This window comes from Streptomyces olivaceus (assembly GCF_000721235.1).
Taxonomy (GTDB): Bacteria; Actinomycetota; Actinomycetes; order Streptomycetales; family Streptomycetaceae; genus Streptomyces; species Streptomyces olivaceus.
The window spans coordinates 56,464-79,212 of record NZ_JOFH01000003.1 but is presented as its reverse complement, the minus strand read 5'-3'; the positions used below and the strand labels follow the sequence as shown (position 1 = coordinate 79,212).

Genomic DNA, 22,749 nt, shown 5'->3' with positions numbered 1-22,749 from the left:
GGGCGTACGGGCGGGGGACGGGGTCAGGCGGTGGCCCGCGGTCCGTCCCGGTACAGGGTGGCGCGCAGCGTCATGCGGTCCGCGCGGACGCGGACCGACTCCACGTCCACCGGCCGCCCGTCCGCCAGCCGGGTCAGCCGCTCCAGGGCGAAGACCGCCGCCCCGGCGCCGATTCCCAGCAGTCCCGCCGTGTCCGGATCGGCGCCGACCGCGTGCACGGTCACCTCGGCCCGCCCGAGCCGGACGCCTGCGGCCTCCTCGATCAGGCCGAACACGTCCCGGGCCGCCAGGTCGCCGGTGAGCACCGTGCGACCGATGTCCGCGGTCAGGTAACTGGTGTCCAGCGACAGCGGCAGCCCGTCCAGCCGGCGCAGCCGTTCCACGCGGACGCCGCCCGCCCCGGCCGGCACTTCGAGGCGGGCGGCGATGGCGGCGGGCAGGACGGGCACCTCCTCGGCGACCCGGACCTCGTTGGTCACGGTGCCGCGGCCGGTCAGTTCCTCGGCCAGCCCGGTCAGCCGGTCCAGGCCGTGACCGTACTTCGGCAGCACCACGCTCGTGCCCACCCCGCGCCGCCGGGTGATCAGACCCTCCTGGCGCAGCAAGGCCAGGGCCTGACGCACGGCGTTGCGCGACGCGGCGAAGCGAGCGCCGAGCACCCGCTCGTCCGGCAGCGCGCCACCCGGGAAACCGCCGTCCGTGATCTGCTGCCGCAGCACGTCGGCCAGTTGCCGGGCCCGCTCGGCGCGCGGCCGTCCCCCGTGGTGGTCCATGCCACCCACGGTAGCCCGAACCATGTTTCGCCGACGTTACGCCACCCTGCCTGACCTGCGTAAACGTCTGACCTGCGGATTCACTCGGAGCACCGGCCGGTGCGCCACCCGGTCACCGGTCCGCCGCCCGCCGGGGGCACGGGACGCCTCACTGCGCGGTGCGCCTCACTGCGCGGGAGGCCTCACTGCGCGGTGCGCAGATCCACGCCGCGCCGGGCCAGATGCAGGACGCCCACGACGATCAGCGCCACGCCCAGCAACTGCGGCACGACCCACCAGTGGCCCCGCACGTCCTCGCGGTACAGGACCACACCGAGCAGGAGGCTCACCGTCGCGTCGCCCAGGGTGAGGGCGGGCTGGGACGCGACGAGCGGGCCGCCCTGCATGGCGTGCTCCAGCAGGAGCACGGCACACACGCCGGCCACCGCGAAACCGTACGTCTGCCACGCGGTCAGGAAGCCGACGACGCCGTCGGAGTCCAGGACCTGCATGGAGTCCTTCATCAGACCGGCCGTCAGCGCGTAGCACACCGCGGTGGCCGCGCCGAGGCAACCGGCGCGGGCCTTGCCGACGGGCCGCCGCAGACCGGCCCCCGCCAGCAGTACCGTGACTCCGCCGCAGGCCGCGAGCGCGGGCACCCAGCGGTCCAGCGGCACGTTTGCCGCGCCGCCGTCCGGCGCCGCCGAGGCCAGCGCGACGCCGAGCCCGACCACCACCCCGCCGACGGCGAGCCACATCGCCTCCGGCAGCCGGTTGCCGGTCAGCAGCGAGGCCAGCAGCAGGGCCAGCGGGAGTTCCAGCACGAACAGGGGCTGCACGAGTGACAACGGCCCCGTCGCCAGCGCCACCGCCTGCCCCACGCCGGCCACCACCACGGCCAGCATGCCGCCGAGCCACACCGGCCGCCGCAACAGGTCGAGGACGAGCCCCGGGCGGAACCCCTGGGACTGCGGCACACTCAGCGCGGCACGGCGCTGGAGCACGGTGGCCAGTGCGTTGCTGAACGCGGCGAGGAGTGCGAAGAGCACCGGCAGCAGATAGACCATCCACCGATACTCACCCCGATCGCCCCCGGCCGCGCGCCGCACCGCGTCCGGGGAGCAGGTGCGCTCAGTTGTCGCTCTGCCCGGCCGGTCCGCCGGCCGGGGCCTGCTGCTTCTGGTTCGCATCGGGGGCGTCGGCGGCGGTGTAGTAGACCGAGGTGCCCTGCTTCGAACGCTGGGCCTGGTTCCGGGCGACGAGCCCCTCGAGAGTGGTGCGCACGACCGTGGTCTTGACGGTGCGTTCGGGGTGGGTCCCGCCCAGGGCCGTGGTGACCTCGGCCGCGGAGCGCGGCTCGCTCTGTCCGGCGAGGTGGTGGCGCACCAGCTCGACCAGGGTCGGCCTGTCCGCGGCCTGCGCCGTCCTGGCGGCGGGCTTCGCCGCGGTCCTGGCGGCCTTGGGCGCCTTGGTGTTCTTGACGGCCGGCTTCGCGGGCTTCCCGGTGGTCTTGGCGGACGTCCGCGCATCGGACTTGGCGGCCGGCCCGGCAGTCTTGGCGGTCGCCTTGGCCGTCGTCGTCGCGGCCGGCTTCGACGCCTTTGCGGCAGCCGGCTTTCCGACAGCCGGCTTTGTGGTGGCCGACTTCCCGGCGGAGGGCTTTCCGGCGGAGGGCTTGGGAGTGGTGGTGCGCTTGGCCGAGGAGGCGGCCTTCCTGGAGCGCGAGCGCTTGCCCGCGGCCGTTCCGGTGGGCGCGCCGTCACGCGGCGCGGGCACGGTGGCCGCCTCGTCCGGAGAGTCGGGCGCGGTGACCGACTGGGCCGGCGGGGCAGTGATGCCCAGCGCCTGCTGCATGTTCACGAGAAGGGCGTGGTCGTGCTGCAGTGCGGCCAACTGCCGCTGCAAGTCCGTGATTTCGGTGCTCACACGTTCCTGCTCCTTGACGTTGCGCTCCAGGTCGTCGGTCACCCGGGTGCTGTACTGCGAGGCGAGTTCGGTGGCGGACTGGGTCGTGCTCTCGGACATGTGTGGCTCCTCGATTCGCGGCCGTGAAGGCAGACGGACAGTGCTTCATGTGCGACTCTTCGCTGCCGAGCCGGTATACCACGTATGGCCGCTCTCGGGGTATGTGCCGCCGCAACCCCCGAGCGTGTGTTCGGGACTTGGGGGTCGGTGGTCACCCGCACCGGGGTGGCCCCGCGCCCCCGCCCTCGCTCCATGGGTATGCGAACTCGGAGACGTACGCGCGCAGTTGGCCGCCTCCAACGTTCCGGCGGTGGTGTACTACCCGACGCGGGAGGCCAGTCGGTCCACTCGGCGCGACGCCGTACGTGACTCCTGCTCGGCCGCGGTCACCTCCTCGGCGGCCCTGCGGCCCTGTTCCGCCGTCTCCTGGTGCTCCCGCTCCACCCGGCCCAGTTCCTCGTGTGCCGTGCGCAGCCGCTCCTCGGCGGAGTTCACCGTCTCGCGGGCCCGGTCCCGTCGCTGCTCCGCCCGGCGCAGCGACACTTCCGCCTCCGCCTTCGCGGCCTGCCCGTCCCGCAGTCGCCGCTCGGCCCGTTCCGCCTGCTGCCGGGCCCGCGCGAGCTCCTCCCGCCGTCTGCCGCGCCGTTCGGCCAGTTCGTCGCCGGCGGCAGAGGCGCGCCGGGAGGACTTCGGCCGGGGCGCCGGCCCGCGGGGCTCGGCGGCGGCCGGGGTGGCGCCGAGGGCGGAGTCCGCCGGGAACTCGGAGGGCGGGACCAGGGACACGGCCAGGCGCCCCGCGGCCCATTCGTCGGCGGCGCCGGAATCGGCGAGCACCGCGCGCAGGGTCGACTCGACCTCCCGCTGCGCCGCCGGTGACAACCGGTGCCCGGCCTCACTGGCCAGTTCGGCGGCCTGCCGGGACAGGGCGGCGACGATGCGCCGGCGCTGCCCGGAGAGTTCCCTGAGTCCCGCGGCGTCCAGGGTGCGGTGTGCCTCGCGCAGTGCCTGCCCCAGCTCCAGGAACCGCCGGGCCTCTTCCCGCCGGGAGCGGGCCAGCAGGTTCGCCGCCCAGGCCGCGAGCGTGGGCCTGCGGGCGGCGTGGATCCGGCGGGCGTCCTCCTTGCGGCCCGCCGTCCTGGCCGCGGCGGCGCGCTCCTCGCGGCGGGGGACGAACTCGCCGGGCGGCGCCGAGTAGAGCTCACTCAGGACTGCCTCGACCGACTCTGCCGTCTCCGCCGTCTGCGCCGTCTCGACCGGCTCGGCCTTCTCGGTGTCGTGGCCGCCGGTGTCCCGGCCGTGCCCGCTCCTCCTGCGCTCCATGCTCCTCCGCCTGCCCTCCGTGGCCCGCTGCCTCCGCTGTCGCTCCTGCCCGGCCGCCACCCACGCCACCCGGCCGTCTTCGTCACCGTGCTGCACGCTGCGACCGCCTCGACGCCGAGGACGCGGCCGCCTCGGCCGCCGCCCGCTCGTCGTCGTAGACGAGCAGGCCGTCCGGGCGCAGCCGTGCTCCCGGCGTGGGGGAGTGGGGCGTCAGGCGGCCGTCGTGCATGAGGTGGTCCACGGGGGTGTCACGGGCCAGCACGGCGAAGTCGGCGATCAGGCGCCGGTGGCACCGCCACCACACGGCCTCGCCGCACATGACCGCCGAGCGTTCCCGTGCCGCCTGCGCGAGCAGTTCGTCCATGGCGGCGACGAACTCCGGGGTGCGGGTGTGCGCGGCGTAGCCGCGGAAGGACGCGTTGCGCCAGACCACGTCCGGCGAGTCCGGGGCCGGCTTGCGGAAGCCGCCCAGACGGCGCTCCCACCGGTAGCCGAGCCGTTCCTCGGGCAGCCACCGTGCCAGCCGCTCCCGCAGCAGGTCGGGGTCGCGGCGGCTGCCGGGGGCGGTCCGCACGTCGGCCACGGCGGCGACGCCGGCGTCTCGCAGCAATGCGGCCAGCTCCGAGCGGCCCGCCGTGCCGTGCCCGAAGGTGACCAGGTGCGGCTGGGACATGGGGGTCAGGTCCCCCCGCTGCCCGCGCTCATGCCTCCTGTCTGCCTCAGGCGAACGTGCGCCGGTAGGTCTGCGGGCTGACTCCGGTGGTGCGCTTGAAACGCTCGCGGAAGGCGGTGGGCGAGCCGAACCCGACCTGGCCGGCGATGCGCTCCACCGAGTGCTGGGTCGTCTCCAGCAGGTGCTGCGCCTGGCGTACCCGGGCCCGGTGCAGCCACTGCAGCGGCGTGCTGCCGGTCTGCTCCCGGAAGCGACGGATCAGCGTCCGGGTGCTCATCCCGGCGTGGGCGGCGATGTCGGCGAGGGCGAGGTCGCGGGCCAGGTTGTCGCGCAGCCAGGTGAGCAGGGGCTCCAGGGCCGAGCCCTGGGGCGCGGGCGGGTAGTCGTGGACGATGAACTGGGCCTGGCCGCCCTCGCGTTCCAGCGGCATGACCGACAGCCGGGCGGCGTGGGCGGCGACCGCCGAACCGTAGTCCCGCCGGATCATGTGCAGGCACAGGTCCAGTCCCGCGGCGGCGCCGGCCGAGGTGAGGAGTTGCCCGTTGTCGACGTAGAGCACGTCCGGGTCCACCTCGACGTCCGGGTGGGCGCCGGCGAGCGCCTCGGCGGCGAGCCAGTGGGTGGTGGCCCGCAACCCGTCGAGCAGTCCGGTGGCGGCCAGCGGGAAGGTGCCCGCGCAGATGGACGCGATACGCGTGCCGTCGGCGGCTGCCGTGCGCAGCGCGTCGCGGACGGCGGGGGAGAGCGGGTCGGCGGGGGTGGCCGTACCGGGCACGACGATCGTGTCCGCGTCCCGCAGCCCCTCCAGTCCCCAGGGCGCGCGCAGGGTGAACGCGCCCGCGTCGACCTCGGACCGCTCGGCGCACACGCGGATCTGGTAGCCGGGCCGGCCGTCGGGGAGCCGGGTGCGGCTGAAGACCTCGATCGGGGTGGACAGGTCGAACGGGATCACCCGGTCCAGGGCGAGTACGGCGACGGTGTGCATGGCCGGAAGGTACCTCCTCGCGGGGGACGGCGGCCGTGGGTCCGGACACCTGGCGTCCCATTGAACCGCAGGTCGCGAGAGTGATCGTCGCCATGGCGTTTTCCCGTTGGAACATGGCACTCCTGCCATGCGTCTTCCGCCTCGCGCGATCACGTTTGCCTAATTCGATTAGGTAAGCTCATAATCGGTGAAGGAATCGCGGTCCCAGCGGAGCGCACCCCACCCCGGAGGCGACATGCACACCACGGACGACTGGATCACCACGCCCCTGACCCGGGACCTCCTGCGCGGAGCCCTCGACCTGGAGCGCACCGAGCACGGTGTGCTGCCGCACCGGCTGCCGGCCGGGGCCCGCGCCCAGAACACCGACGGGCAGCTCGCCATGGCCGAGTCCCAGCCCTCCGGCGTACGCCTGGCCCTGCGCACCCGGGCCACCGTCGTCGAACTGGACACCCTGCCCACCAAGCGCGTCTACACCGGTGCCCCGCCCCGCCCGGACGGCGTCTACGACCTCCTCGTCGACGGCCGCCCGGCGGGACAGGGCAGTGTCGCGGGCGGGCGCGTCCTCACCGTCGACATGGCCGCCGGCACCGCGGACCTGGCGGAGGGACCGGTCGGCACCGTCCGCTTCGCCGGCCTGCCGGAGGGCAGCAAGGACATCGAGATCTGGCTGCCGCACAACGAGACCACCGAACTCGTCGCCCTGCGCACCGACGCCCCTGTCGGTCCCACGCCGGACCCCGGCCGCAGGATCTGGCTGCACCACGGCAGCTCCATCAGCCACGGCTCCGACGCCGCGAGCCCCACCACCACCTGGCCCGCCCTCGCCGCCTCCCTCGGCGGCGTCGAACTCGTCAACCTGGGCCTGGGCGGCAGCGCCCTGCTCGACCCGTTCACCGCCCGGGCCATGCGCGACACACCGGCCGACCTGATCAGCGTCAAGATCGGCATCAACGTGGTCAACGCCGACCTCATGCGCCTGCGTGCCTTCGGCCCCGCCGTGCACGGCTTCCTCGACACTCTCCGCGACGGCCACCCCACGGCCCCGCTGCTGGTCGTCGCGCCGATCCTGTGCCCCGTCCACGAGGACACCCCGGGACCGCTGATGCCCGACTTCAGCGGTGCCGCCGAGGGGCGGATGCGGTTCGTGGCCACGGGCGACCCGGCGGAGACGGCGGCCGGGAAGCTCACCCTCAACGTCATCCGGAACGAGCTGGCCCGGATCGTGGCGCAGCGGGCGGCCGACGACCCGAACCTCCACTACCTCGACGGCCGCGAGCTGTACGGGGAGAGCGACGCCGTCGAACTGCCGCTGCCCGACGACATCCACCCGGACGCGGCCACCCACCGCCGTATCGGCGAACGCTTCGCCGCACGGGCCTTCACGGACGGCGGCGCGTTCGCGGACCGAGCCGCAACCGGTGACGACGACGGCGCGTCCGCGCCTTGAGCGTCGGCTGCTGACGGCGGCGGGGTGTCCGCGGGCTTGAGCGTCGGCTGCTGACGGCGGCGGGGTGTCCGCGGGCTTGAGCGTCGGCCGCTGACGGCGGCGGGGCGTCCGCGGGTTGAGCGTCGGCCGCTGACGACGGCGGGGTGTCCGCGGGCTTGAGCGTCAGCCGCTCACGACGGCGGGGTGTTCGCAGGCCGGGTGTCAGCCGCTGACGACGGCGGCGAAGCGCCGGGCTACCCGTCGCCAGACCGCCTCGGCCGCCGGCTCGTCGCGTGCCGCCCGGTCGGCCAGTTCCACCGGGTCCAGCCCTCTGGCCCGGAGCCGCTCCGCGTCCCAGGACCGCAACCGGTCCGCGCCCGCCTCGGGATGGAACTGCACACCCCACGCCCGCTCGCCCACCCGGAACGCCTGGTATGGACAGCGTTCGCTCGTCATCAGCCAGGCCGCGCCGGGCGGCAGGGCGGTGACGGCGTCCACGTGGTGCTCGACGGCCGTCACCCGCTCCGGCAGGTCCCGGAACAGCGGATCGTCCCCGGCCTCGGGACGCAGGCTCAGCGGCGTACTGCCGAACTCCGGCGCACCGTGCTCGCCCCGGACCGTGCCGCCCGCGACCCGGGCGAGGAGCTGCCCGCCGAGGCAGATTCCGAACACCGGCGTGCCCCGTTCCACCGCGCCGGCGACCAGCGCGCGGGTCGGGGCCAGCCAGGGAGCGCGCGCGTCGTCGTCGGGCAGGTAGCCGCCGCCGAGCACCAGCACACCGTCGTACGCGGTGCGTCTGGGGAACGGCGCACCGGCGTACGCGTGCAGGACGTCCAGCGACACCCCCTCCGAGGCCAGCCACGCACCGAACCGCCCCGGACCGCCGCCCGCGTGGTTCTGCACCACCAGCACCCGCGACACCCAGCCACCCCTTGCCTCATGTCCGTCGGCGCCGCGCCAGACAGAACCGCAGCGCCCTGTGCAGCACCCTGTTCAGCGCATAATCCCACTCCCCGAGGTACTCGACGGCCTCGCCCCCCGCGCCGGTCTTGAACCGGAGCAGCCCCAGCAGCCGGTTGTCCTCGTCGAGGGTGTCGGTGATGCCCCGGAAGTCGTAGACGGCCGCGCCCCGTTCGTGGGCGTCGCACATCATCCGCCACTGCAGGGCGTTGCCCGGCTGGACCTCGCGCCGCCGGGCGGTCGAGGCGCCGTAGGAGTACCAGACGTGGTCGCCCACGGTCAGCATCGTGGCCGCGGCGAGCACCTCCCCGTCGTGATGGGCGAGGTAGAGACGCATCCGGTCCGGGTCCTCGGCCGTCAGCGCGGTCCACATGCGCCGGAAGTAGGCGAGGGGCCGCGGGACGAACCGGTCCCGTTCGGCGGTCTCCACGTACAGCCCGTAGAACGTGCCGAGATCCTCGGGGCCGCCGCGGACGACCTTGACGCCCGCCTTCTCGGCCTTCTTGATGTTGCGACGCCACTGCTGGTTGAAGCCGCCCCGGACCTCCTCCAGTGACCGGCCGGCGAGCGGCACCTGGCACACGTGGCGCGGCTGGCCCGCGGCGAAGCCGTCCTCGCCGCCCGGCTCGGTGCGCCGCCAGCCCATCCGGCGCAGCCGCTCGGCGACGTCGTCCGCCCCGGCCTCCCGGGCGGTGGCCGGCACGTCGCCGAGCCGGTGCGCCCCCGGGTCGGCGACGGCCGCTTTGACGGCCTCCGCGCTCCAGCGCCGTGCCACCACCGGCGGGCCCATCCGCACCGAGAACGCGCCCCGCCGCTTCAGATGTGCCAGCAGGGGCCGCAGCCGGTCCTCCAGGTCCTCCGCGCCCCAGTCGATGACCGGGCCCTCGGGAAGATAGGCCAGGTACCGCTTCAGCCCCGGCAGCGGCCGCAGCAGCACGAGGCCGGCCCCCACCAGGTCACCGTCCTCGTCGAACCAGCCCAGGCTCTCCGCCCGCCACTCGGGTTTCACGTCGCCCCACGCGGGGGTCTGCAGATGACTCACGGAGGACCGGGCCGCGACGAAGCGCAGGTGCTCCTCGCGGCTGATCGGCTTCAGATGACAGCTCATGGGCGGTGCCCCTCTGTGGTTCGGTGCCGTTCGCTTCACAGGGAACAACGAGCGAGGCCGGAGCGCGCGCCGCCGCCCGACGGCCCACCCGGGTGCCGCGCCCGGCGGGCGCGGCCGGGGAACGGGTGGCAGCGTGGCAGGCCGGGACGGTGCGGGCAGGACGGACGGAGCGGACGGCCATGGCACGGGCGATCTGGACAGGTGTGATCACCTTCGGGCTGGTCTCGGTGCTTATCTAGATCTCGCGCCTATCTTCCCAGGTCAGACGAGCATGACTGGGTAAGGGACGTAAGGTCAGTCCCGTCAACGCAGGTCGTCAACCGAGCACCGGGAGCGTAGGAGCAGGCTCCCAAGTAGCAGCCGACCACTGAGTAGTACTGCGCAGGCTGCGACGGTCAGCAGCCCGCTGGCGAGGAAGGTGCCTCGCACCCCGGCGAGCGGCAGGACCAGTGCCGACCAGTGCCCCGAGTGCGGCGCCAGCCGCAATGCCGGCGCTGTAGGCGCCGGAGTTGGCCGCGAGGGCGGTATCAGTGCGGCCCGGCTCGCCCCGCAGCGTGAGGACATCTGCTGGGGCCGCTCTCTACCTCCATTGGTGGATCTGGCGTGGGAGACGCACGTGAGCCCGGGGCAAGCCGGTCCATCGGCCCCCGATCGGGGTCGTCACGACCGGTCGCATCCCGGGCTCGGTGCCTGAGGCCCTATGTCCAGTCGTTGTCGCTGGGCAGAAGTACTATGTTGTGTGCGGCCATCTGGTCTACCACACCGTCGTAGAACTCTCGCGTCAGAGGGATTGCAGCGCCTTCCTCCTGCCCGTTCTGCAGGAAGAAGGACTCGGGTCCTGCTGGGGTGTAGAAGACGAGCAGACGTGCGGGCTCCGCGCCCGAGTTGCGGAAGCCGTGGCGAGTTCCTTTGGGTATGTAGATGAAGTCGCCGGGGCCTGCGACGAATTTCTGATCGACGTTGATGAACTCGAACTCGCCAGACAGTACGTAGAAGGCCTCGTTCTCTTTTGTGTGCACGTGCGGGGAGTTGCCGTGGCTGGGCTCGACGGTGCCGTCCATGAAGGCGAACGCGCCGTCAGTGCGGTCGCCTGTCGCCTTGACGGTGATGCGTTCGTGCCCCAGACGCTTGACCACGCCCTCGTCGGCGCGTATGACGAATCCGTTCGCTGCCGTCCAGACGGGATCGTTCTTGTCAGGAAGTGATTCTGCAACGGTCATTGACGTGTTCCTCTGCGAGCGAGCGGTACTGGATCTCAGGCCTGGAACTTCGTCATGTCGATCACGAAGCGGTAGCGGACCTGGGACCGGTCCAGCCGCTCGAAGGCGTCGTTGATGTCTTGCATTTCGATGGTTTCGATCTGGGCCTTGATCTGGTGCTCGGCGCAGAAGTCGAGCATCTGCTGCGTCTCCGGCATCCCGCCTGTCGAGGAGGCGGCGTAGGAACGCCGTGCGGGGATGAGGGCCCAGTTGTTCATCGTGATGTCGTTGTCGGGCGCGCCGACGTTGATGAGGGTGCCGTCCAGCTTGAGGAGGTTGAGGTACTGGTCGAAGTGGAGGGCGCCGGAGATCGTGCACAGGATGAGGTCGAACGTGCCGGCCAGCTGCGCGAAGGTTTCGGGGTCCTCGGTGGCGTAGTAGTGGTCGGCGCCCAGCGTCAGGCCGTCCTCCTTCTTGCTGAGGGTGCGGGAGAGGACGGTGACTTCGGCGCCCATGGCGTGGGCGAGCTGGATGGCGATGTGGCCCAATCCGCCCATGCCGAGGATCGCGACCTTCTTGCCGGGTCCCGCGTTCCAGTGCGCGAGGGGGGAGTAGGTGGTGATGCCCGCGCAGAGCAGGGGTGCGGATGCGTCGAGGGGCAGGCTGTCGGGGATGCGGAGCACGTAACGTTCGTCGACGACGATTTCCTTGGAGTAGCCGCCTTGGGTGGTCTCACCGTCCTTGTCCTTGGCGTTGTAGGTGGGCGTGCAGCCCTTCTCGCAGTACACCTCGAGACCGGCTCGGCAGGGCGCGCACTGGCCGCAGGAGTCGATGTAGGTGCCGACGCCGACGCGGTCGCCGACGGCGAACTTCGTCACTTGCGGGCCGACCTCGGTGACCACGCCGGTGATCTCGTGCCCGGGGACCATGGGGTACAGGCCGGGGCCCCACCCGTCGGAGGTCTGCAGGAGGTCGGTGTGGCAGACACCGGTGTACTTGATGTCGATGCTTACATCGGCGCCACGGACGTCACGACGGGAGATGGTGAAGGGTTCCAGCTTGGCGCCGGTGGAAGGGGCGGCATAGGCCGCAGTGGTGGTGGGCATGGCGAATTCCTCCTGGGTGCTTCAGTGAAGGTGAGAGGGAGAGGCAGGGGCGCTTCGCCGGGGCTGGGCGCGGGGTGCCGGCGGGGCGGTCGGGCTGCCGTTTCAGGGGTGCAGCACGGCCTTGACAGCGGTGCCGTTGTCGACGTCGACGATGGCCTGGTGGATGTCTTTAAGGGCGTAGTGCGTCATGAGCCGGTCGGCGGGGAAGGCGCCTTGCCGGTAGAGGTCGACCAGGCGGGGCAGGATCACTGACGGTGCGACATCGCCGAGTGTCGTGCCGTGCACGGTGCGGCCGCGGATCACCTTCCACGCATCGAGAGGGAAGGACTCGTTCGCGGCGACGCCGGTGATCGCGGCGTGTCCCGTTTCGGCCAGGACCTCCACTGCTGTGGTCATGACGTCGGTCTTCCCGGCGGCCTCCACCGTGTACTGCACGCCGCCGTCGGTCACCTCGCGGACGAGGTCGGCAACGTCGCCGTCCCGTGCGCTGAAGGCGTGCGTAGCCCCCAGCTTCAGGGCGAGGTCGAGTTTGGGCTGCCGGTTGCCGATGGCGATGATGGTGGTGGCGCCGGAGACCTTGGCCGCCATGATGGCCGCCTGGCCGACCGCGCCGAGCCCGAAGACGGCGACGGTGCTGCCCGGTTCGACGGCCAGGGTGTTCCACACGGCCCCGGCTCCGGTCTGGATTCCGCAGCCGAAGGGCCCCAGCACGGTGCGATCGACATCCGAGGGCACCTTGACCGTGTTACTGGTGTGTGCCAGCGCCAAGCCGGCCCACGAGGACTGGCGCATGAAATGCCCGTGCATGATCTCGCCGCTGCGGCCGCGGAGTCCCGTGCCGCCGTCCAGGCGCGTCCCGGTGAAGTTCATCGCCACGTGGTTGTCGCAGTAGGGATATGCGCCCGTACGGCAGTGCGGGCAGGTGCCGCATGCTGCCGCGCCCAGCGCGACCGTGTCCCCGGGCTCGACGGTCGTGACGTCGGATCCGACCGCCACCACCGTGCCGGCCCCTTCGTGACCGGCCACGAATGGCACCGGGAACTTCAGCGTGCCCTCAAGGATTTCCAGATCGGTGCGGCAGATGCCGGAGGACTCCACGCGGACGAGGACCTCGTCCGGCCTGGGGTCCTCGATGAGGATGTCCTCCAGCTCGATGACGCCCGCGCCCCGGATCACGGCGGCTTGCGTCTGCACTGACATGGCGCATCTCCTCGCGGGTCAGAAGCCCTGGTCGGTAGGGCGGATCACGATCTCGTTGATGGCCCGTCGGCGCGGGCTGGTGGCGATGTAGGCGACAGCGTCGGCGATGTCCTCGGGGTGAAGCTTCTCGACGCCGTCGAAGCGCTGGTTCTCCGCCTCCTGCGCGTGTCCCTGCTGGTGGCCGAACAGCTCGGTGTCCACCGCGCCCGGTTCGATGACTGAGAAGCGCAGGTTGTGGGCCGCGTACTCCTGGCGCCAGGCCTCGGTGGCCGCAGTGACGCCGAACTTGGTGGCGTTGTAGATCGCGACCGTCGGCGCCGCGGCGCGTCCGGCCACGGAGCTGATGTTGATCACGTCGGCGACCTCGCGGTCCGCGCTCTTCGCCGCCTCCAGAAGATGCGGCAGAGCTGCCTTCACGACGTACATCACGCCCTTGACGTTCACGTCGACCATCTGGTCCCACTCTTCAATGCGGGCCCGCAGAGAGTCACCGTTGAGCATGACGCCCGCGGCGTTCACGAGGATGTCGAGGCGGCCGAGGCCATCAACGACCTCGCGCACCGCAGCAGCGGCGGCGTCCGCGTCGGTGACGTCGGCCGAGATCACCAGCGCCTTGCCGCCCTGCTCGGCGACGAGACTGGCCAGCTCCTCCACCCGGTCCTTGCGGCGGGCGACGAGCGCGACGGTTGCGCCTTCCTCCGCAAGCCTCAGTGCTGTCGCCCGGCCGATACCGCTGCTGGCACCGGTGACGAGCGCCACAGTGGACTCCAATTTGCTGGTCATAGGTCTGCCCTCCTGAAGGCATAGTCGCTGCTCACACCCAATGTGTGAGGGCTCTTACTTTCTTCAATGTAAGAGGGCTCTAGCAGTAAGTCAAACGATCCGACCGGTGGATGATGGGGGCGTTCGGGATCGCTGCTGCGCCATGTAAGATCTTTCTTACATTGAGTGAAGGAGGGAGGGAAAACATGCCGAAGCGCAGCACCTACCACCACGGCGACCTGAAGGCCGTGCTGGTCTCGACCGCGCTGGAGCTGATCGCCGAGCAGGGCATCGCTGCACTGTCAGTGGCAGAGGTCGCCCGTCGGGCGGGTGTGAGCACGGCGGCGCCCTACCGCCACTTCGCCAGCAAGCAGGCCCTGCTGATCGCCTGCGCCGTCTCCGCGGCTGGTTCCCTCACCGCGCAGATGCTGCACGCCCAGGAGGAGTTGCCGCGCAACGAGGGCGGGACGGTCGATCCGGTCGAGGCCGCAGCGGTGTCCGCGGCTGCCTACACGCGCTTCGCCGCCAAGAACGGCTCAGGACTGGACCTCATCTTCGCCCCCGAACTGCAGAACGCCGGCGACGAAGAACTGCTGCAAGCCGGACGCGGCGTCATGGACGCCCTGCTCCCCTCGGCCCTGGCAGTCACCCGCGGCGACGCGCGCAACGCACTGGAACTGCTGGAGCGTCAGATCGCAGCGGCCCACGGCTACGCCACGCTCCTGCGCAGTGGCTTCCTCAGTCGACGCCACCCGACGATCGACGACGTGGCCTCCCACGCGGCAGCCATCGCCAGGACTCTGGCGCGCGACGCACAACGGGCCCCCGAAGTCTGAGCGTTTCAGGTCAGCAGCGTGAGGGACTCAACGTAGACCGGTGCTGCGCCCTTCGAGGCTCTGCAGCATCCGAGCCGCCAGAGCACCGATCCTTCCACCAACAGATCGGCGTCAGCCCCGCCCTCGGTAGCCTCAGGCCCGGACGAACCCGAGCCCGCTCCGGTACCGTTCGGGACGCACCACCCGTGAGTTCCGCTACGAGCCCTCTCCGGAAAACTCGGACGCACGGCCTTTGATCATCTGTCGCAGGCTCGTGCGGGTCGCTGCCAGGTCTCGCTCAAGCTCCTGGACGTGATCGGTGAGTGGCCGGAGTTCGGCCAACTCGTGTTCGAGCTTCCTGTTGGCCTCTGTGAGTTCGGCGATCCGTTCGGTCAGTTTCCTGTTGCTGATCTGGTCGAGCTGATGTCCGAGCTGCTGCCGTATGGCGCCCCGAAGCTGATCGCGTTCCGCACGAAGTTCTTTGATCTCCTCGCGGGCCATGGCCAGGTCGGCGTGCAGGCTGGCGGTTCCTGCTCTTCGACCTTGGGCGGCTGCGGTGACGGGAGTGTGTTCCTGCCGCTGAATGGCTGCCTGGACGTGCTCGCGGACGCCCTCTGCATAGACGAGCCAGGTCGACACGTTCGCGGCGCGAGCGACGGCGGCGAAGGAGATCGGTTCACCGTCGTCCAACATGAGGCGAATGGTATCCAGCACCCGTTGGCGTTTGAGGATGCTGGTGTTCCGCCGGGACTCGGCGAGGACTTCGGCGGGGGTTCGGGCAGCCATCTCACCGTCCTGCCTTGGAGACCACGGTCAGGGGGAGGAGCTTGTGCTCGCCGCCGGCTCGGACGCGGCGAAGCACCGCGGCGGCGTCCTCCAACTCGGCCCGCTCGTTCTCGGGCAAGGCCGCCATCCGTTCACGCATCTTCGTCGCAACATCTTCGTAGGAGGTGATCTGGGCGGTGAGGTTGTCGATGACGAAGCAGGCTGCGTCCATCGCCCGAGCCTTCTCGCGGTCGGCCCGCAGGCTGTTGGCGTGGTCCTCGATCGCGGGCAGGTAGGAAGGGTCTGGGCGGTAGAACCCGCAGCCTGAACATTGGAATCGGATCGGGCATGCGTGTCCGCCGGCTTTGACGTTGGTCGGTTCGGTGCAGCCTCCGAACGGCACCGCGACCGACCGTTGTTCGTAGGCGGTCGAGGAGCAGGGGGTCGCTGTCCCGCTGCGGTCGGTGACCATCAGGCTGAGTGTTTTAACCGCCTTGCGCTTGCGTTCCAGTGAGACCCGGTAGTAGCCCATGGTTGTTTTTGGATCGTCGTGGTCCATGAGGTCTCTGAGCACGTCGATCGGGGTGCCGGCGTCGGCATGCCGCTGGGCAAAGGAGTGTCGGAACGCGTACGGATAGATCAGGGACCGGTCGAAGGGAATCACATTGCCCTCGGCATCCATGGCGTCACTGTTCACCGTTTCCAGGTTGTCCACCCAAGCCCTCATGCCAGCACTGAAGTTGTTGCTCATCAGGTGGTCCGACCCGCCGACGGAGGTGATCGCCGGGAACAGGTACGGCTCGCTGACGCTCGGGGTGTCGGGCAGGGTGTCGCGAAGGGCCTGCCATTTCGCGATGGCAGCGACCGTGGATGAGGTGATGGGCAGACGCCGCCGCATGCGGCGGCCTTTGTGGTTGTTCCAGATCAAGGACACTTCGTCACGTTCGCGTTCGAGGCAGTTGCGGGGCAGGGAGACAACTTCCAAGGGGCGGCGGCCGGAGTCTCGCAGCACGACGTAGGCGGTCTGGAACATGGCTCGGACGTGTGCGGGGTCCATGATCCCGTAGGTGACGCCGGTTCCCAGCGACACGAGTTGGGTGTCAAGTTGGCGGATGACGTGTTCCGGAACCGCTTTGCCGAGCTCGTCCTCGTTGGTGTCTTCATCTGGGATGCGCTGGGAGGGGCGACGCATGAATGAGCCGGGGGCGTCGAGCAGGTCGGCCAGGCGCCCGAAGTCGACCGTCTGACAGAACGCGGTCCAAAGATCACCGCGATATCCGGCGCCGTAGAGACGTCCATCCTGATCGACCGATGCGGCGATCTCGTCGAACGCAGCCTGCATGTGTGCAAAGTCCAAGGTGGCGGTGTCGAGACCCCGCCAGGAAGTCTGTTCATGCCGTGACCTGCGATGACGCAGGCCCTGAGCCATCTTCTGAATGCCGGGCCGGTGGGCTTTTCCGCCTCGGCCCGTCGCTTCAGGACCTGGCGCAACCACGGCTGGGGGATGACCGTCAGATCGACGCTGCCGAACTGTCTGCGCCGACCCGAGCGGGTGGCGCCCTTCAGTCCTGCCGCCCGTGGGTCGAAGTGGTCCTCGCCTCGCGGATCGTGGCCGCTGAAGGTGACATGTCCCTGGTGCACCGACCAGGTCAGCTGACGCAGGACCGACTTCTCGTTGGTGGTCCGCATCCTGTTCGTCAGGGCGTCGGAGTTCAGCAGCAGGCTCGTTGTCCCTGTAGCCAATGCGGCATTGACGATCGCCCGCATCGCGAACGGCTGCATGGTAGAGCCCAGTTCGTCTCGCTGCTGGATCCCGTGGGCGAGTTCCTGCCGAAGCGGTGGCGGAAGCTGGACGAGGGAGAACTGGGCCGCGTTCAGCAATGGAGGCTGTTCCGCTGCCCAACAGCGAAGTTGTGGTGTATTGGCGGTTCCCTTATGACCGGCCTCAAGCCACCGCCGCTGGTGATAGTTGCAGATGGGGCTCTTTTCGCTGATGCGGCGGTTCGGGCATCCGCCGACTGAGCACTCAGGAGGCTGGGGAAACGGCTCAATGCCGAATGCGTCGACCCACTCAGCGATCGGGAGCCGTCGGCCGTGGCGGCGGCAATGGCGCTTCCACTTGTTGTAGTGACCCTTGCAGAGCCTCGCGCCGACCCCCACCCTGCCGCATCTCACCGAGTCACGGACAACCTCGCAAAGAGCCGGGTCGCTGCCGCGTGGCCGAGCCGACGGAACGAACTGTGCTTCGAACTCCTCCCAGGTCAGGCCGCTCCTTTCCTGGGCGCGGGTGCAGGTGTGGCAGCGGCCCCGAGAAGAGAGGATGGCCCGGCAACGGGGGGTTCTGCATCCCACGGCCGCTGTGCGGGGACTGGTCAGGTCTCCCGTGAACAGCCAGAACTCCTGATTCCACTCGCCCGGCCGCCAGGCCGGATCGATGTGCTCGCCAAGCCAGTTCTGCCAGCCGACCCAGTCGACGCCCATCGGCGTGACCGTCCGCTCGGCCGGGACGAGAGTGGCCGTCATCGGACACCTGCCGCGACCCGCTCGACGGCCTTGCGCCGTTCCCGGTCGGTAGTGTGCAAATAGGGCTTGAGCGACCCGGGCCACTCGTGTCCGAGCAATTCCTGGACCACATCCCGGGGAACCCCAGCCCTGATCCACTCAGTCGCCGCGGTGTGACGGAACATGTGGGGCCGAGCCACGATCTGGGCCCACTTTGCCAGGCGGTCGAAGAGCTGCTTGGCGTTTGGGTAGCTCATCGCCCGTCCCAGCGGCGCACGGAACAGATTCACGAACACCATGTCGCTGTCGGCTGCCTCCGGTACCGTCTCACGTTCCCACTGATAGTCCCGGTAGTAGCCGACGACATCTGCGGTCACCGGGATCGTTCGGGATTTCCGGGACTTCGCCAGCGCGTTGTTGGCGTTGTCCCGCCGCCGGTGAACATGAACGTGAGGGCCATCGACGTGGCAGCCCAGCTGGCGCGAGTCCGCCAGGAAGTGAACATCGGCCCGCCGCATGCCCAGCGTCTCGCCGATCCGCATGCCGCTGGCCCGCATCAGCACGATCAGGAAGCAGTCACGGGCATTCCGAGCCATCCGGATCATCAACTCGACTTGCTCCGGTGTGAAGTACTCGATCCCCGGGTCGGTCGTGGCGAACTTCAAGGTCCGCTCCGCGACAACCCTGGCGCCACCGCCCTCGCCTGCGGCCCCATCCGGCAAGAACCGCAGGAACTTCGGCTTCGCCAAGGACATGGCGACCTGCTCGGAGACCCAACCCGGCCCGACACCGAACAGCAGGAACTGCGTCATCGTGCCCAGAACCGCATTGGCACTGCCATCCTGCCGGAAGCGGATCACCGACCGGTCCCTGCGGCCTCGCGGCGGTAGGGGGACGCTCACCAGCCACTCCCGAAACCTCAGCAAGTTCTCGAAGCCCGGCGCCGACCACCGCAGCCCACGCTCATCACACCAGGTCAGATACAGAGCCACCCGGCTCGCGTAGTTCCGCTCAGTGTTCACCGACCGGCCCAGACCCCGTACCTGCTCCAGGAACGCGGTCGCCTCGCGATGAAGCCGGAAGTCCCCGTCGACGACCACCCAGGCCACCCGTGAGGAGCCTGGCAATTCAGCCTTCTCAGCTCGATAGATCACGTACGGACTAACGCGCTAAACACCACGGCGACCTATCAGATACCCATCAGCCACACAGACGAATGAGACCAGACCTCACGTGCCTTACACCCGGGAACCAGATCTAGATAACGGTGCCCGTCGGTCTGTTCACCGCGACCGAGGACCACACGGTCCACTTCCACCAGTTGCAGCGCGGCACCTCGGACCGCATCCGCAACCGGCGCGTCAACGAACGCACCGGCAAGGAGGTCGAAGCAGCCGACATCGTCAAGGGCTACGAGACCGGTGAGGGCGAGTACGTCGTCGTGGAGCCCGACGAACTCGACGAGATCGCGCCGGGCCGCTCGCGCACCCTGGACATCACCGACTTCGTCGACCTGGACCGGATCGAGCCGGTCTACTTCGGACGCACCTACTACCTCGCCCCGCGCGGCGAGGAGTACCTCAAGGTCTACGAGCTGCTGCGCACCGCCCTCGCCGAGACCGGCAAGGCGGGCGTCGCCACCTTCGTCATGCGCAACCGGCAGTACCTGACCGCCCTGCGTGCCGAGGAGAAGGTCCTGCTGCTGCAGACGCTGCACTGGGCGGACGAGGTGCGCGACCCGGTGAGGGAGCTGCCCGAACTGTCGTCCGGCCGGGCGGGGCGCGGCAAGGAACTGGACATGGCGCTGCGCCTGGTCGACGCGCTCAGCGGCGACTGGGACCCCGCCCGCTACCGCGACACCTACCAGGAGAAGGTCCGCGAGCTGGTCCGGGCCAAGGCCGAGGGCTCGGAGGTGGCCGTCGCCGAGGAGGCGCCGCGCGCCACGAACGTCGTCGACCTCATGGACGTCCTGCGCGGCAGCCTGGAGCAGGCCCGGGGGACCGGCGGCGGCGAGCGGGCCCAGAAGCCGCGGAAGAAGGCGAGCGCGGGGCGCGGCAGCGCCGACGCGTCGCGGAAGAAGGGAACGGCTCCCTCCCGCGGGGCGTCTTCCCGCGGCGGGGAGCCCGGTCGGAGTCGGAGCGAGTTGCGGGAGCTGAGCAAGTCCGAGCTCTACGAGCGGGCCACCGAGCGGGAGATCCCCGGCCGCTCGAGGATGAGTCGCGCACAACTCGTCGACGCGCTCAGCGGCGGCACCCGCGGCACCCGGAAGAAGACGACCGCCGCCTGACACGCCTGAGAGGCCCCAGGCGGCTTGCCCGGCCATCCTGCGCGGGCAGTCCGCCTGAGGCCTCTCAGTCCCAGTATCAGTCCCATCAGCTCAGGCAGTGCTGAGCATGCCCTCCCGCAGGCGCTTCAGCAGGCGCGAGATCAGCCGCGACACATGCATCTGCGAGACGCCGAGGCGCTCGCCGATGTCCTTCTGCGTCAGCTCCTCGACGAACCTCCAGTGGATGATCTGCCGGTCGCGCTCGTCCAGTTCGGCGATCATCGGGGCCAGGGCGTGGAAGTCGTCCACGAGCTCCAGGGCGGCGTCGTCGACACCGATGAAGTCCGCCAGCGCCGACTCGCCTTCCTCGCTGCCGCCCACGGCGGCGTCCAGGGAGGCGGAGTTGTAGCCGTTGGCCGCGAGCCGGGCCTCGACGACCTCGTCCTCCGGGAGGCTCATCAGCTCCGAAAGCTCCTGGGTGGTGGGGTTGCGGCCCAGCCGGCTGCGCAGCTCCTCGGTGGCCCGGGCGAGCTGGACGCGGGCCTCCTGGAGGCGCCGGGGGACGTGCACGGCCCACGAGGTGTCCCGGAAGAACCGCTTGATCTCACCGACGATGTAGGGCACGGCGAAGGAGGTGAACTCAACCTCGCGGGTCAGCTCGAACCGGTCGATGGCCTTGATCAGGCCGATCATGCCGACCTGGACGATGTCCTCCATCTCCTCCGGGCCGCGGCTGCGGAACCGGCCGGCCGCGAAGCGGACCAGGGACATGTTCATCTCGATCAGCGTGTTGCGGGCGTACTGGTACTCGGGAGTGCCCTCCTCCACCACCGTCAGCTGCTCGAAGAACAGCCGTGACAACTCCCGCGCGTCCTTGGGCGCCACCTTGGACGGGTCCGCGATCTGCGGCATGTCCGTGGTGGTGCGTGCGGTCGCCTCTGCGGTCGTCGTCATGATGTGCCCTCCCAATCGTTCGGCCCCCGTCATCGTCACCCTGTCGGCCGACGACTGGCGCCTACCCGCAGTCAGGCTCCGCACACCTTCCGGATCGGTGCGGATCGTGAAGAGGCCGTCACGGGTGCGGAAAGCGGTACGCCGGTGAGGGGACAAACGGGGGACAGCCGGGCGGAACGGGGGAACAGGACGGGAACGGGGAACAAGGCAGGGAGGCGTCCTCGGAAGGGAAGACTGGCCATGTTCGAAGCCGAAAACATCCGTGACTGGCGCGGCCACGACGTCGTCGACCACGACGGCCGCAAGATCGGAACCCTGGAGTCCATCTATTTCGACACGCTCACCGACCGACCCGCCTTCGCGACGGTCACCACCGGCCTGCCGACCCGTCGGCGCCTCGTGTTCGTTCCGGTGGACAAGGCCACCGTCGCCCCGGGGCACCTGAAGGTCACGTACGACAAGTCCCTGGTCAGGGACGCGCCCGGGATCGACCCGGACGGGGAACTCGCGGCCGAGGACGAGGGCGCGGTCTTCGCCCACTACCACCTGCCCTACGAGCCGGGCAGCCGCGGGGAACGCCGGCTCGGCCGGCGCTGAACGGCCCCCGGAAGACCCGGGCCGACCGGGCTACGAGATGACGGCGCCGCGGGCCGCCGCCTCCGTCTCGGACGTGGCGTCGCCCGTCGCCAGGGTGCCCCCGGCGCTCTCCAGATGAGCCCGCACGAACCACTGGAACTGCTCCAGATCCCTGAGCTGGCCGATCAGGAGGTCCTCCGTGGCGGTGTCGATCTTGCCGGCCTCTTCGACCGCCGCGCGCATGCCCTCGACCACGCCGGTGTACACGACGTCGAGCGCACCGAGGTGGGCGATGGCGTCGGCCCGGCCGATGGAGTAGTCGTCCCACTTCCGCTCGGCCACCAGCGCCCCCGGCGTGCCCTGGGCCACCCCGCCGAGCGCGGCGATGCGCTCCGCGACGTCGTCGGCCATGTCGCGCACCTGGTCGACCTGCGGGTCGATCATCTCGTGGACCGCGATGAAGTGCGGGCCCACGACGTTCCAGTGCACGTGCTTGAGGGTCAGGTGCAGATCGTTGAGAGCGTGCAGGCGCAGCCGCAGCACACCGATCAGCCGCCCGGCGGCCTCACGCTCGATGCCGGGGACCGTGTACTTCGGGGTCAGGTCGTGCGTCATGGCGGACTCCAGCTCCTCATTGCTCTTGGTACTCCGTTGCCTCGTGCACGAATGCCCCGTATCGGCGTCGTCAGACATGCCCGGTCGCTGCCGGGGCCGCCGCGGCGGCCCCTCGGCCGCCGGCCGCCGCCGAGGTCAGGACGGGGGCGCGGGCAACGGCATCGCGTCGAGGGCACGGGCGGCGTGCACCAGGTTGGACGCCATGGCGCGGCCGGTGGAGAGGGCCCAGTCGTGACCGCGTTCGTCGTCGAGGAAGTCGGGACCGGGCCCGGGGCCGAGGTGCCAGTAGGTCCAGGCCTGGCCGGGGATGGTGTAGCCGATGTCGGCGAGTCCGCCGCTGATCTCGCTGATGACGTGGTGGGCACCGTCCTCGTTGCCGGTGACCAGCACGCCCGCGACGCGGTTGTAGGCGACCGGGCGGTCCTCGTCGTCGGTCTCGCTCAGCATGGCGTCCATGCGTTCCAGGACCCGCTGGGCGACGGAGGAGGGACGGCCGAGCCAGGTGGGCGAGGCGATGACGAGGATCTGGGAGGCCAGCAGCTTCTCGTGCACGGCCGGCCAGTCGTCGCCGTCGCCCATGTCGGTCTCGACCCCGGGCCTCAGGTTCAGGTCGACGGCCCGTACGACGTCCACCTCGGCGCCGTGGCCCTTGAGGGCCGCGATGACCGTGGAGGCGAGGGCCTCGGTGTTGGAGGGCTCGGGGGAGGGTTTGAGGGTGCAGTTGATGACGAGTGCGCGCATGCCCCGCCGTGTTCCCCGGCCGCCGCACTTGGACCGGGAACGGGCCGAAGCGCGGG

The 22,749-nt window shown here is 70.4% G+C and carries 22 protein-coding genes; 4 read left to right on the top strand and 18 right to left on the bottom strand.

The window, feature by feature from the left end; genetic code table 11:
* Nucleotides 1-23 precede the first annotated feature (23 nt).
* The 6 genes from IG94_RS0104875 to IG94_RS0104850 all read right to left on the bottom strand — a co-directional run bounded on the left by IG94_RS0104875 (nt 24) and on the right by IG94_RS0104850 (nt 5,695).
* Nucleotides 24-773, bottom strand: a complete 750-nt coding sequence (locus IG94_RS0104875; protein WP_224326425.1) for a GntR family transcriptional regulator — start codon at nt 771-773, stop codon at nt 24-26.
* Nucleotides 774-955: 182 nt separating this feature from the next.
* Complete coding sequence (locus IG94_RS0104870; protein WP_031031540.1) at nt 956-1,819, bottom strand: DMT family transporter; 864 nt, start codon at nt 1,817-1,819, stop codon at nt 956-958.
* A gap of 64 nt (nt 1,820-1,883) precedes the next feature.
* Nucleotides 1,884-2,777: a hypothetical protein gene (locus tag IG94_RS0104865; protein ID WP_031031537.1), complete on the bottom strand. Its 894-nt coding sequence runs from the start codon at nt 2,775-2,777 to the stop codon at nt 1,884-1,886.
* A gap of 258 nt (nt 2,778-3,035) precedes the next feature.
* Nucleotides 3,036-4,037 (bottom strand): hypothetical protein, encoded by a 1,002-nt coding sequence (locus IG94_RS0104860; protein ID WP_078892162.1) that lies wholly within the window; start codon nt 4,035-4,037, stop codon nt 3,036-3,038.
* An 82-nt stretch (nt 4,038-4,119) separates the two neighbouring features.
* Complete coding sequence (locus IG94_RS0104855) at nt 4,120-4,710, bottom strand: DUF488 domain-containing protein (protein WP_052410555.1); 591 nt, start codon at nt 4,708-4,710, stop codon at nt 4,120-4,122.
* Between the two features lie 46 nt (nt 4,711-4,756).
* Nucleotides 4,757-5,695 (bottom strand): GlxA family transcriptional regulator, encoded by a 939-nt coding sequence (locus tag IG94_RS0104850; RefSeq protein ID WP_031031531.1) that lies wholly within the window; start codon nt 5,693-5,695, stop codon nt 4,757-4,759.
* A 235-nt stretch (nt 5,696-5,930) separates the two neighbouring features.
* On the opposite strand from IG94_RS0104850, the gene IG94_RS0104845 reads away from it, so the two are divergent.
* The gene (locus IG94_RS0104845) at nt 5,931-7,145 is read left to right on the top strand and encodes a GDSL-type esterase/lipase family protein (RefSeq protein ID WP_031031530.1); all 1,215 of its coding nucleotides are present in this window, start codon (nt 5,931-5,933) and stop codon (nt 7,143-7,145) included.
* A 201-nt stretch (nt 7,146-7,346) separates the two neighbouring features.
* Here IG94_RS0104845 and IG94_RS0104840 read toward each other — a convergent pair whose 3' ends face one another.
* The 6 genes from IG94_RS0104840 to IG94_RS0104815 all read right to left on the bottom strand — a co-directional run bounded on the left by IG94_RS0104840 (nt 7,347) and on the right by IG94_RS0104815 (nt 13,456).
* The gene (locus IG94_RS0104840) at nt 7,347-8,045 is read right to left on the bottom strand and encodes a type 1 glutamine amidotransferase (protein WP_031031528.1); all 699 of its coding nucleotides are present in this window, start codon (nt 8,043-8,045) and stop codon (nt 7,347-7,349) included.
* Nucleotides 8,046-8,061: 16 nt separating this feature from the next.
* Nucleotides 8,062-9,192 (bottom strand): lipid II:glycine glycyltransferase FemX, encoded by a 1,131-nt coding sequence (locus IG94_RS0104835; RefSeq protein ID WP_031031526.1) that lies wholly within the window; start codon nt 9,190-9,192, stop codon nt 8,062-8,064.
* Nucleotides 9,193-9,890: 698 nt separating this feature from the next.
* Nucleotides 9,891-10,412 carry a cupin domain-containing protein gene (locus tag IG94_RS0104830; RefSeq protein ID WP_031031524.1) on the bottom strand — a complete coding sequence of 174 codons (522 nt, stop codon included), beginning with the start codon at nt 10,410-10,412 and terminating at the stop codon, nt 9,891-9,893.
* A 35-nt stretch (nt 10,413-10,447) separates the two neighbouring features.
* The gene (locus IG94_RS0104825; RefSeq protein ID WP_031031522.1) at nt 10,448-11,497 is read right to left on the bottom strand and encodes an NAD(P)-dependent alcohol dehydrogenase; all 1,050 of its coding nucleotides are present in this window, start codon (nt 11,495-11,497) and stop codon (nt 10,448-10,450) included.
* A gap of 102 nt (nt 11,498-11,599) precedes the next feature.
* Nucleotides 11,600-12,697, bottom strand: a complete 1,098-nt coding sequence (locus tag IG94_RS0104820; protein WP_031031520.1) for an NAD(P)-dependent alcohol dehydrogenase — start codon at nt 12,695-12,697, stop codon at nt 11,600-11,602.
* An 18-nt stretch (nt 12,698-12,715) separates the two neighbouring features.
* On the bottom strand, nt 12,716-13,456 hold the full coding sequence (locus IG94_RS0104815) for an SDR family NAD(P)-dependent oxidoreductase (protein ID WP_308017091.1): 741 nt from the start codon (nt 13,454-13,456) through the stop codon (nt 12,716-12,718).
* 209 nt (nt 13,457-13,665) lie between these two features.
* Here IG94_RS0104815 and IG94_RS0104810 point away from each other — a divergent pair, with 209 nt between their 5' ends.
* Nucleotides 13,666-14,295, top strand: coding sequence for a TetR/AcrR family transcriptional regulator (locus IG94_RS0104810; RefSeq protein WP_043482944.1), 630 nt, complete (start codon nt 13,666-13,668; stop codon nt 14,293-14,295).
* 195 nt (nt 14,296-14,490) lie between these two features.
* Here the strand turns inward: IG94_RS0104810 and IG94_RS0104805 are convergent, their stop codons facing one another.
* The 3 genes from IG94_RS0104805 to IG94_RS43320 form a co-directional block, all read right to left on the bottom strand.
* A complete protein-coding gene (locus tag IG94_RS0104805; protein WP_224221866.1) occupies nt 14,491-15,060 on the bottom strand; it encodes a DUF6262 family protein in 570 nt (189 codons plus the stop codon).
* Nucleotide 15,061: 1 nt separating this feature from the next.
* Nucleotides 15,062-16,381 (bottom strand): tyrosine-type recombinase/integrase, encoded by a 1,320-nt coding sequence (locus tag IG94_RS43325; RefSeq protein ID WP_224221865.1) that lies wholly within the window; start codon nt 16,379-16,381, stop codon nt 15,062-15,064.
* Nucleotides 16,382-17,558: 1,177 nt separating this feature from the next.
* Nucleotides 17,559-18,695, bottom strand: a complete 1,137-nt coding sequence (locus tag IG94_RS43320; RefSeq protein WP_157852213.1) for a tyrosine-type recombinase/integrase — start codon at nt 18,693-18,695, stop codon at nt 17,559-17,561.
* Nucleotides 18,696-18,802: 107 nt separating this feature from the next.
* On the opposite strand from IG94_RS43320, the gene ku reads away from it, so the two are divergent.
* Nucleotides 18,803-19,828: a non-homologous end joining protein Ku gene (gene ku / locus IG94_RS0104790; RefSeq protein ID WP_052410554.1), complete on the top strand. Its 1,026-nt coding sequence runs from the start codon at nt 18,803-18,805 to the stop codon at nt 19,826-19,828.
* A gap of 90 nt (nt 19,829-19,918) precedes the next feature.
* On the opposite strand, the gene IG94_RS0104785 is transcribed toward ku, so the two are convergent.
* A complete protein-coding gene (locus IG94_RS0104785) occupies nt 19,919-20,764 on the bottom strand; it encodes an RNA polymerase sigma factor SigF (protein ID WP_031031502.1) in 846 nt (281 codons plus the stop codon).
* A gap of 237 nt (nt 20,765-21,001) precedes the next feature.
* On the opposite strand from IG94_RS0104785, the gene IG94_RS0104780 reads away from it, so the two are divergent.
* The gene (locus tag IG94_RS0104780; protein ID WP_031031499.1) at nt 21,002-21,358 is read left to right on the top strand and encodes a PRC-barrel domain-containing protein; all 357 of its coding nucleotides are present in this window, start codon (nt 21,002-21,004) and stop codon (nt 21,356-21,358) included.
* 30 nt (nt 21,359-21,388) lie between these two features.
* Here the strand turns inward: IG94_RS0104780 and IG94_RS0104775 are convergent, their stop codons facing one another.
* Nucleotides 21,389-21,952: a Dps family protein gene (locus IG94_RS0104775; RefSeq protein WP_031031498.1), complete on the bottom strand. Its 564-nt coding sequence runs from the start codon at nt 21,950-21,952 to the stop codon at nt 21,389-21,391.
* A gap of 135 nt (nt 21,953-22,087) precedes the next feature.
* A complete protein-coding gene (locus IG94_RS0104770) occupies nt 22,088-22,693 on the bottom strand; it encodes a flavodoxin family protein (protein WP_031031496.1) in 606 nt (201 codons plus the stop codon).
* Nucleotides 22,694-22,749 lie beyond the last annotated feature (56 nt).

Bases quoted from the DNA above. Each gene is read 5' to 3' on its own strand.
- IG94_RS0104875 (WP_224326425.1), bottom strand. From the start codon at position 773: ATGGACCACCACGGGGGACGGCCGCGCGCCGAGCGGGCCCGGCAACTG.
- IG94_RS0104870 (WP_031031540.1), bottom strand. From the start codon at position 1,819: ATGGTCTATCTGCTGCCGGTGCTCTTCGCACTCCTCGCCGCGTTCAGC.
- IG94_RS0104865 (WP_031031537.1), bottom strand. From the start codon at position 2,777: ATGTCCGAGAGCACGACCCAGTCCGCCACCGAACTCGCCTCGCAGTAC.
- IG94_RS0104860 (WP_078892162.1), bottom strand. From the start codon at position 4,037: ATGGAGCGCAGGAGGAGCGGGCACGGCCGGGACACCGGCGGCCACGAC.
- IG94_RS0104855 (WP_052410555.1), bottom strand. From the start codon at position 4,710: ATGTCCCAGCCGCACCTGGTCACCTTCGGGCACGGCACGGCGGGCCGC.
- IG94_RS0104850 (WP_031031531.1), bottom strand. From the start codon at position 5,695: ATGCACACCGTCGCCGTACTCGCCCTGGACCGGGTGATCCCGTTCGAC.
- IG94_RS0104845 (WP_031031530.1), top strand. From the start codon at position 5,931: ATGCACACCACGGACGACTGGATCACCACGCCCCTGACCCGGGACCTC.
- IG94_RS0104835 (WP_031031526.1), bottom strand. From the start codon at position 9,192: ATGAGCTGTCATCTGAAGCCGATCAGCCGCGAGGAGCACCTGCGCTTC.
- IG94_RS0104830 (WP_031031524.1), bottom strand. From the start codon at position 10,412: ATGACCGTTGCAGAATCACTTCCTGACAAGAACGATCCCGTCTGGACG.
- IG94_RS0104825 (WP_031031522.1), bottom strand. From the start codon at position 11,497: ATGCCCACCACCACTGCGGCCTATGCCGCCCCTTCCACCGGCGCCAAG.
- IG94_RS0104820 (WP_031031520.1), bottom strand. From the start codon at position 12,697: ATGTCAGTGCAGACGCAAGCCGCCGTGATCCGGGGCGCGGGCGTCATC.
- IG94_RS0104810 (WP_043482944.1), top strand. From the start codon at position 13,666: ATGCCGAAGCGCAGCACCTACCACCACGGCGACCTGAAGGCCGTGCTG.
- IG94_RS0104805 (WP_224221866.1), bottom strand. From the start codon at position 15,060: ATGGCTGCCCGAACCCCCGCCGAAGTCCTCGCCGAGTCCCGGCGGAAC.
- IG94_RS43325 (WP_224221865.1), bottom strand. From the start codon at position 16,381: ATGCAGGCTGCGTTCGACGAGATCGCCGCATCGGTCGATCAGGATGGA.
- IG94_RS0104780 (WP_031031499.1), top strand. From the start codon at position 21,002: ATGTTCGAAGCCGAAAACATCCGTGACTGGCGCGGCCACGACGTCGTC.
- IG94_RS0104775 (WP_031031498.1), bottom strand. From the start codon at position 21,952: ATGACGCACGACCTGACCCCGAAGTACACGGTCCCCGGCATCGAGCGT.
- IG94_RS0104770 (WP_031031496.1), bottom strand. From the start codon at position 22,693: ATGCGCGCACTCGTCATCAACTGCACCCTCAAACCCTCCCCCGAGCCC.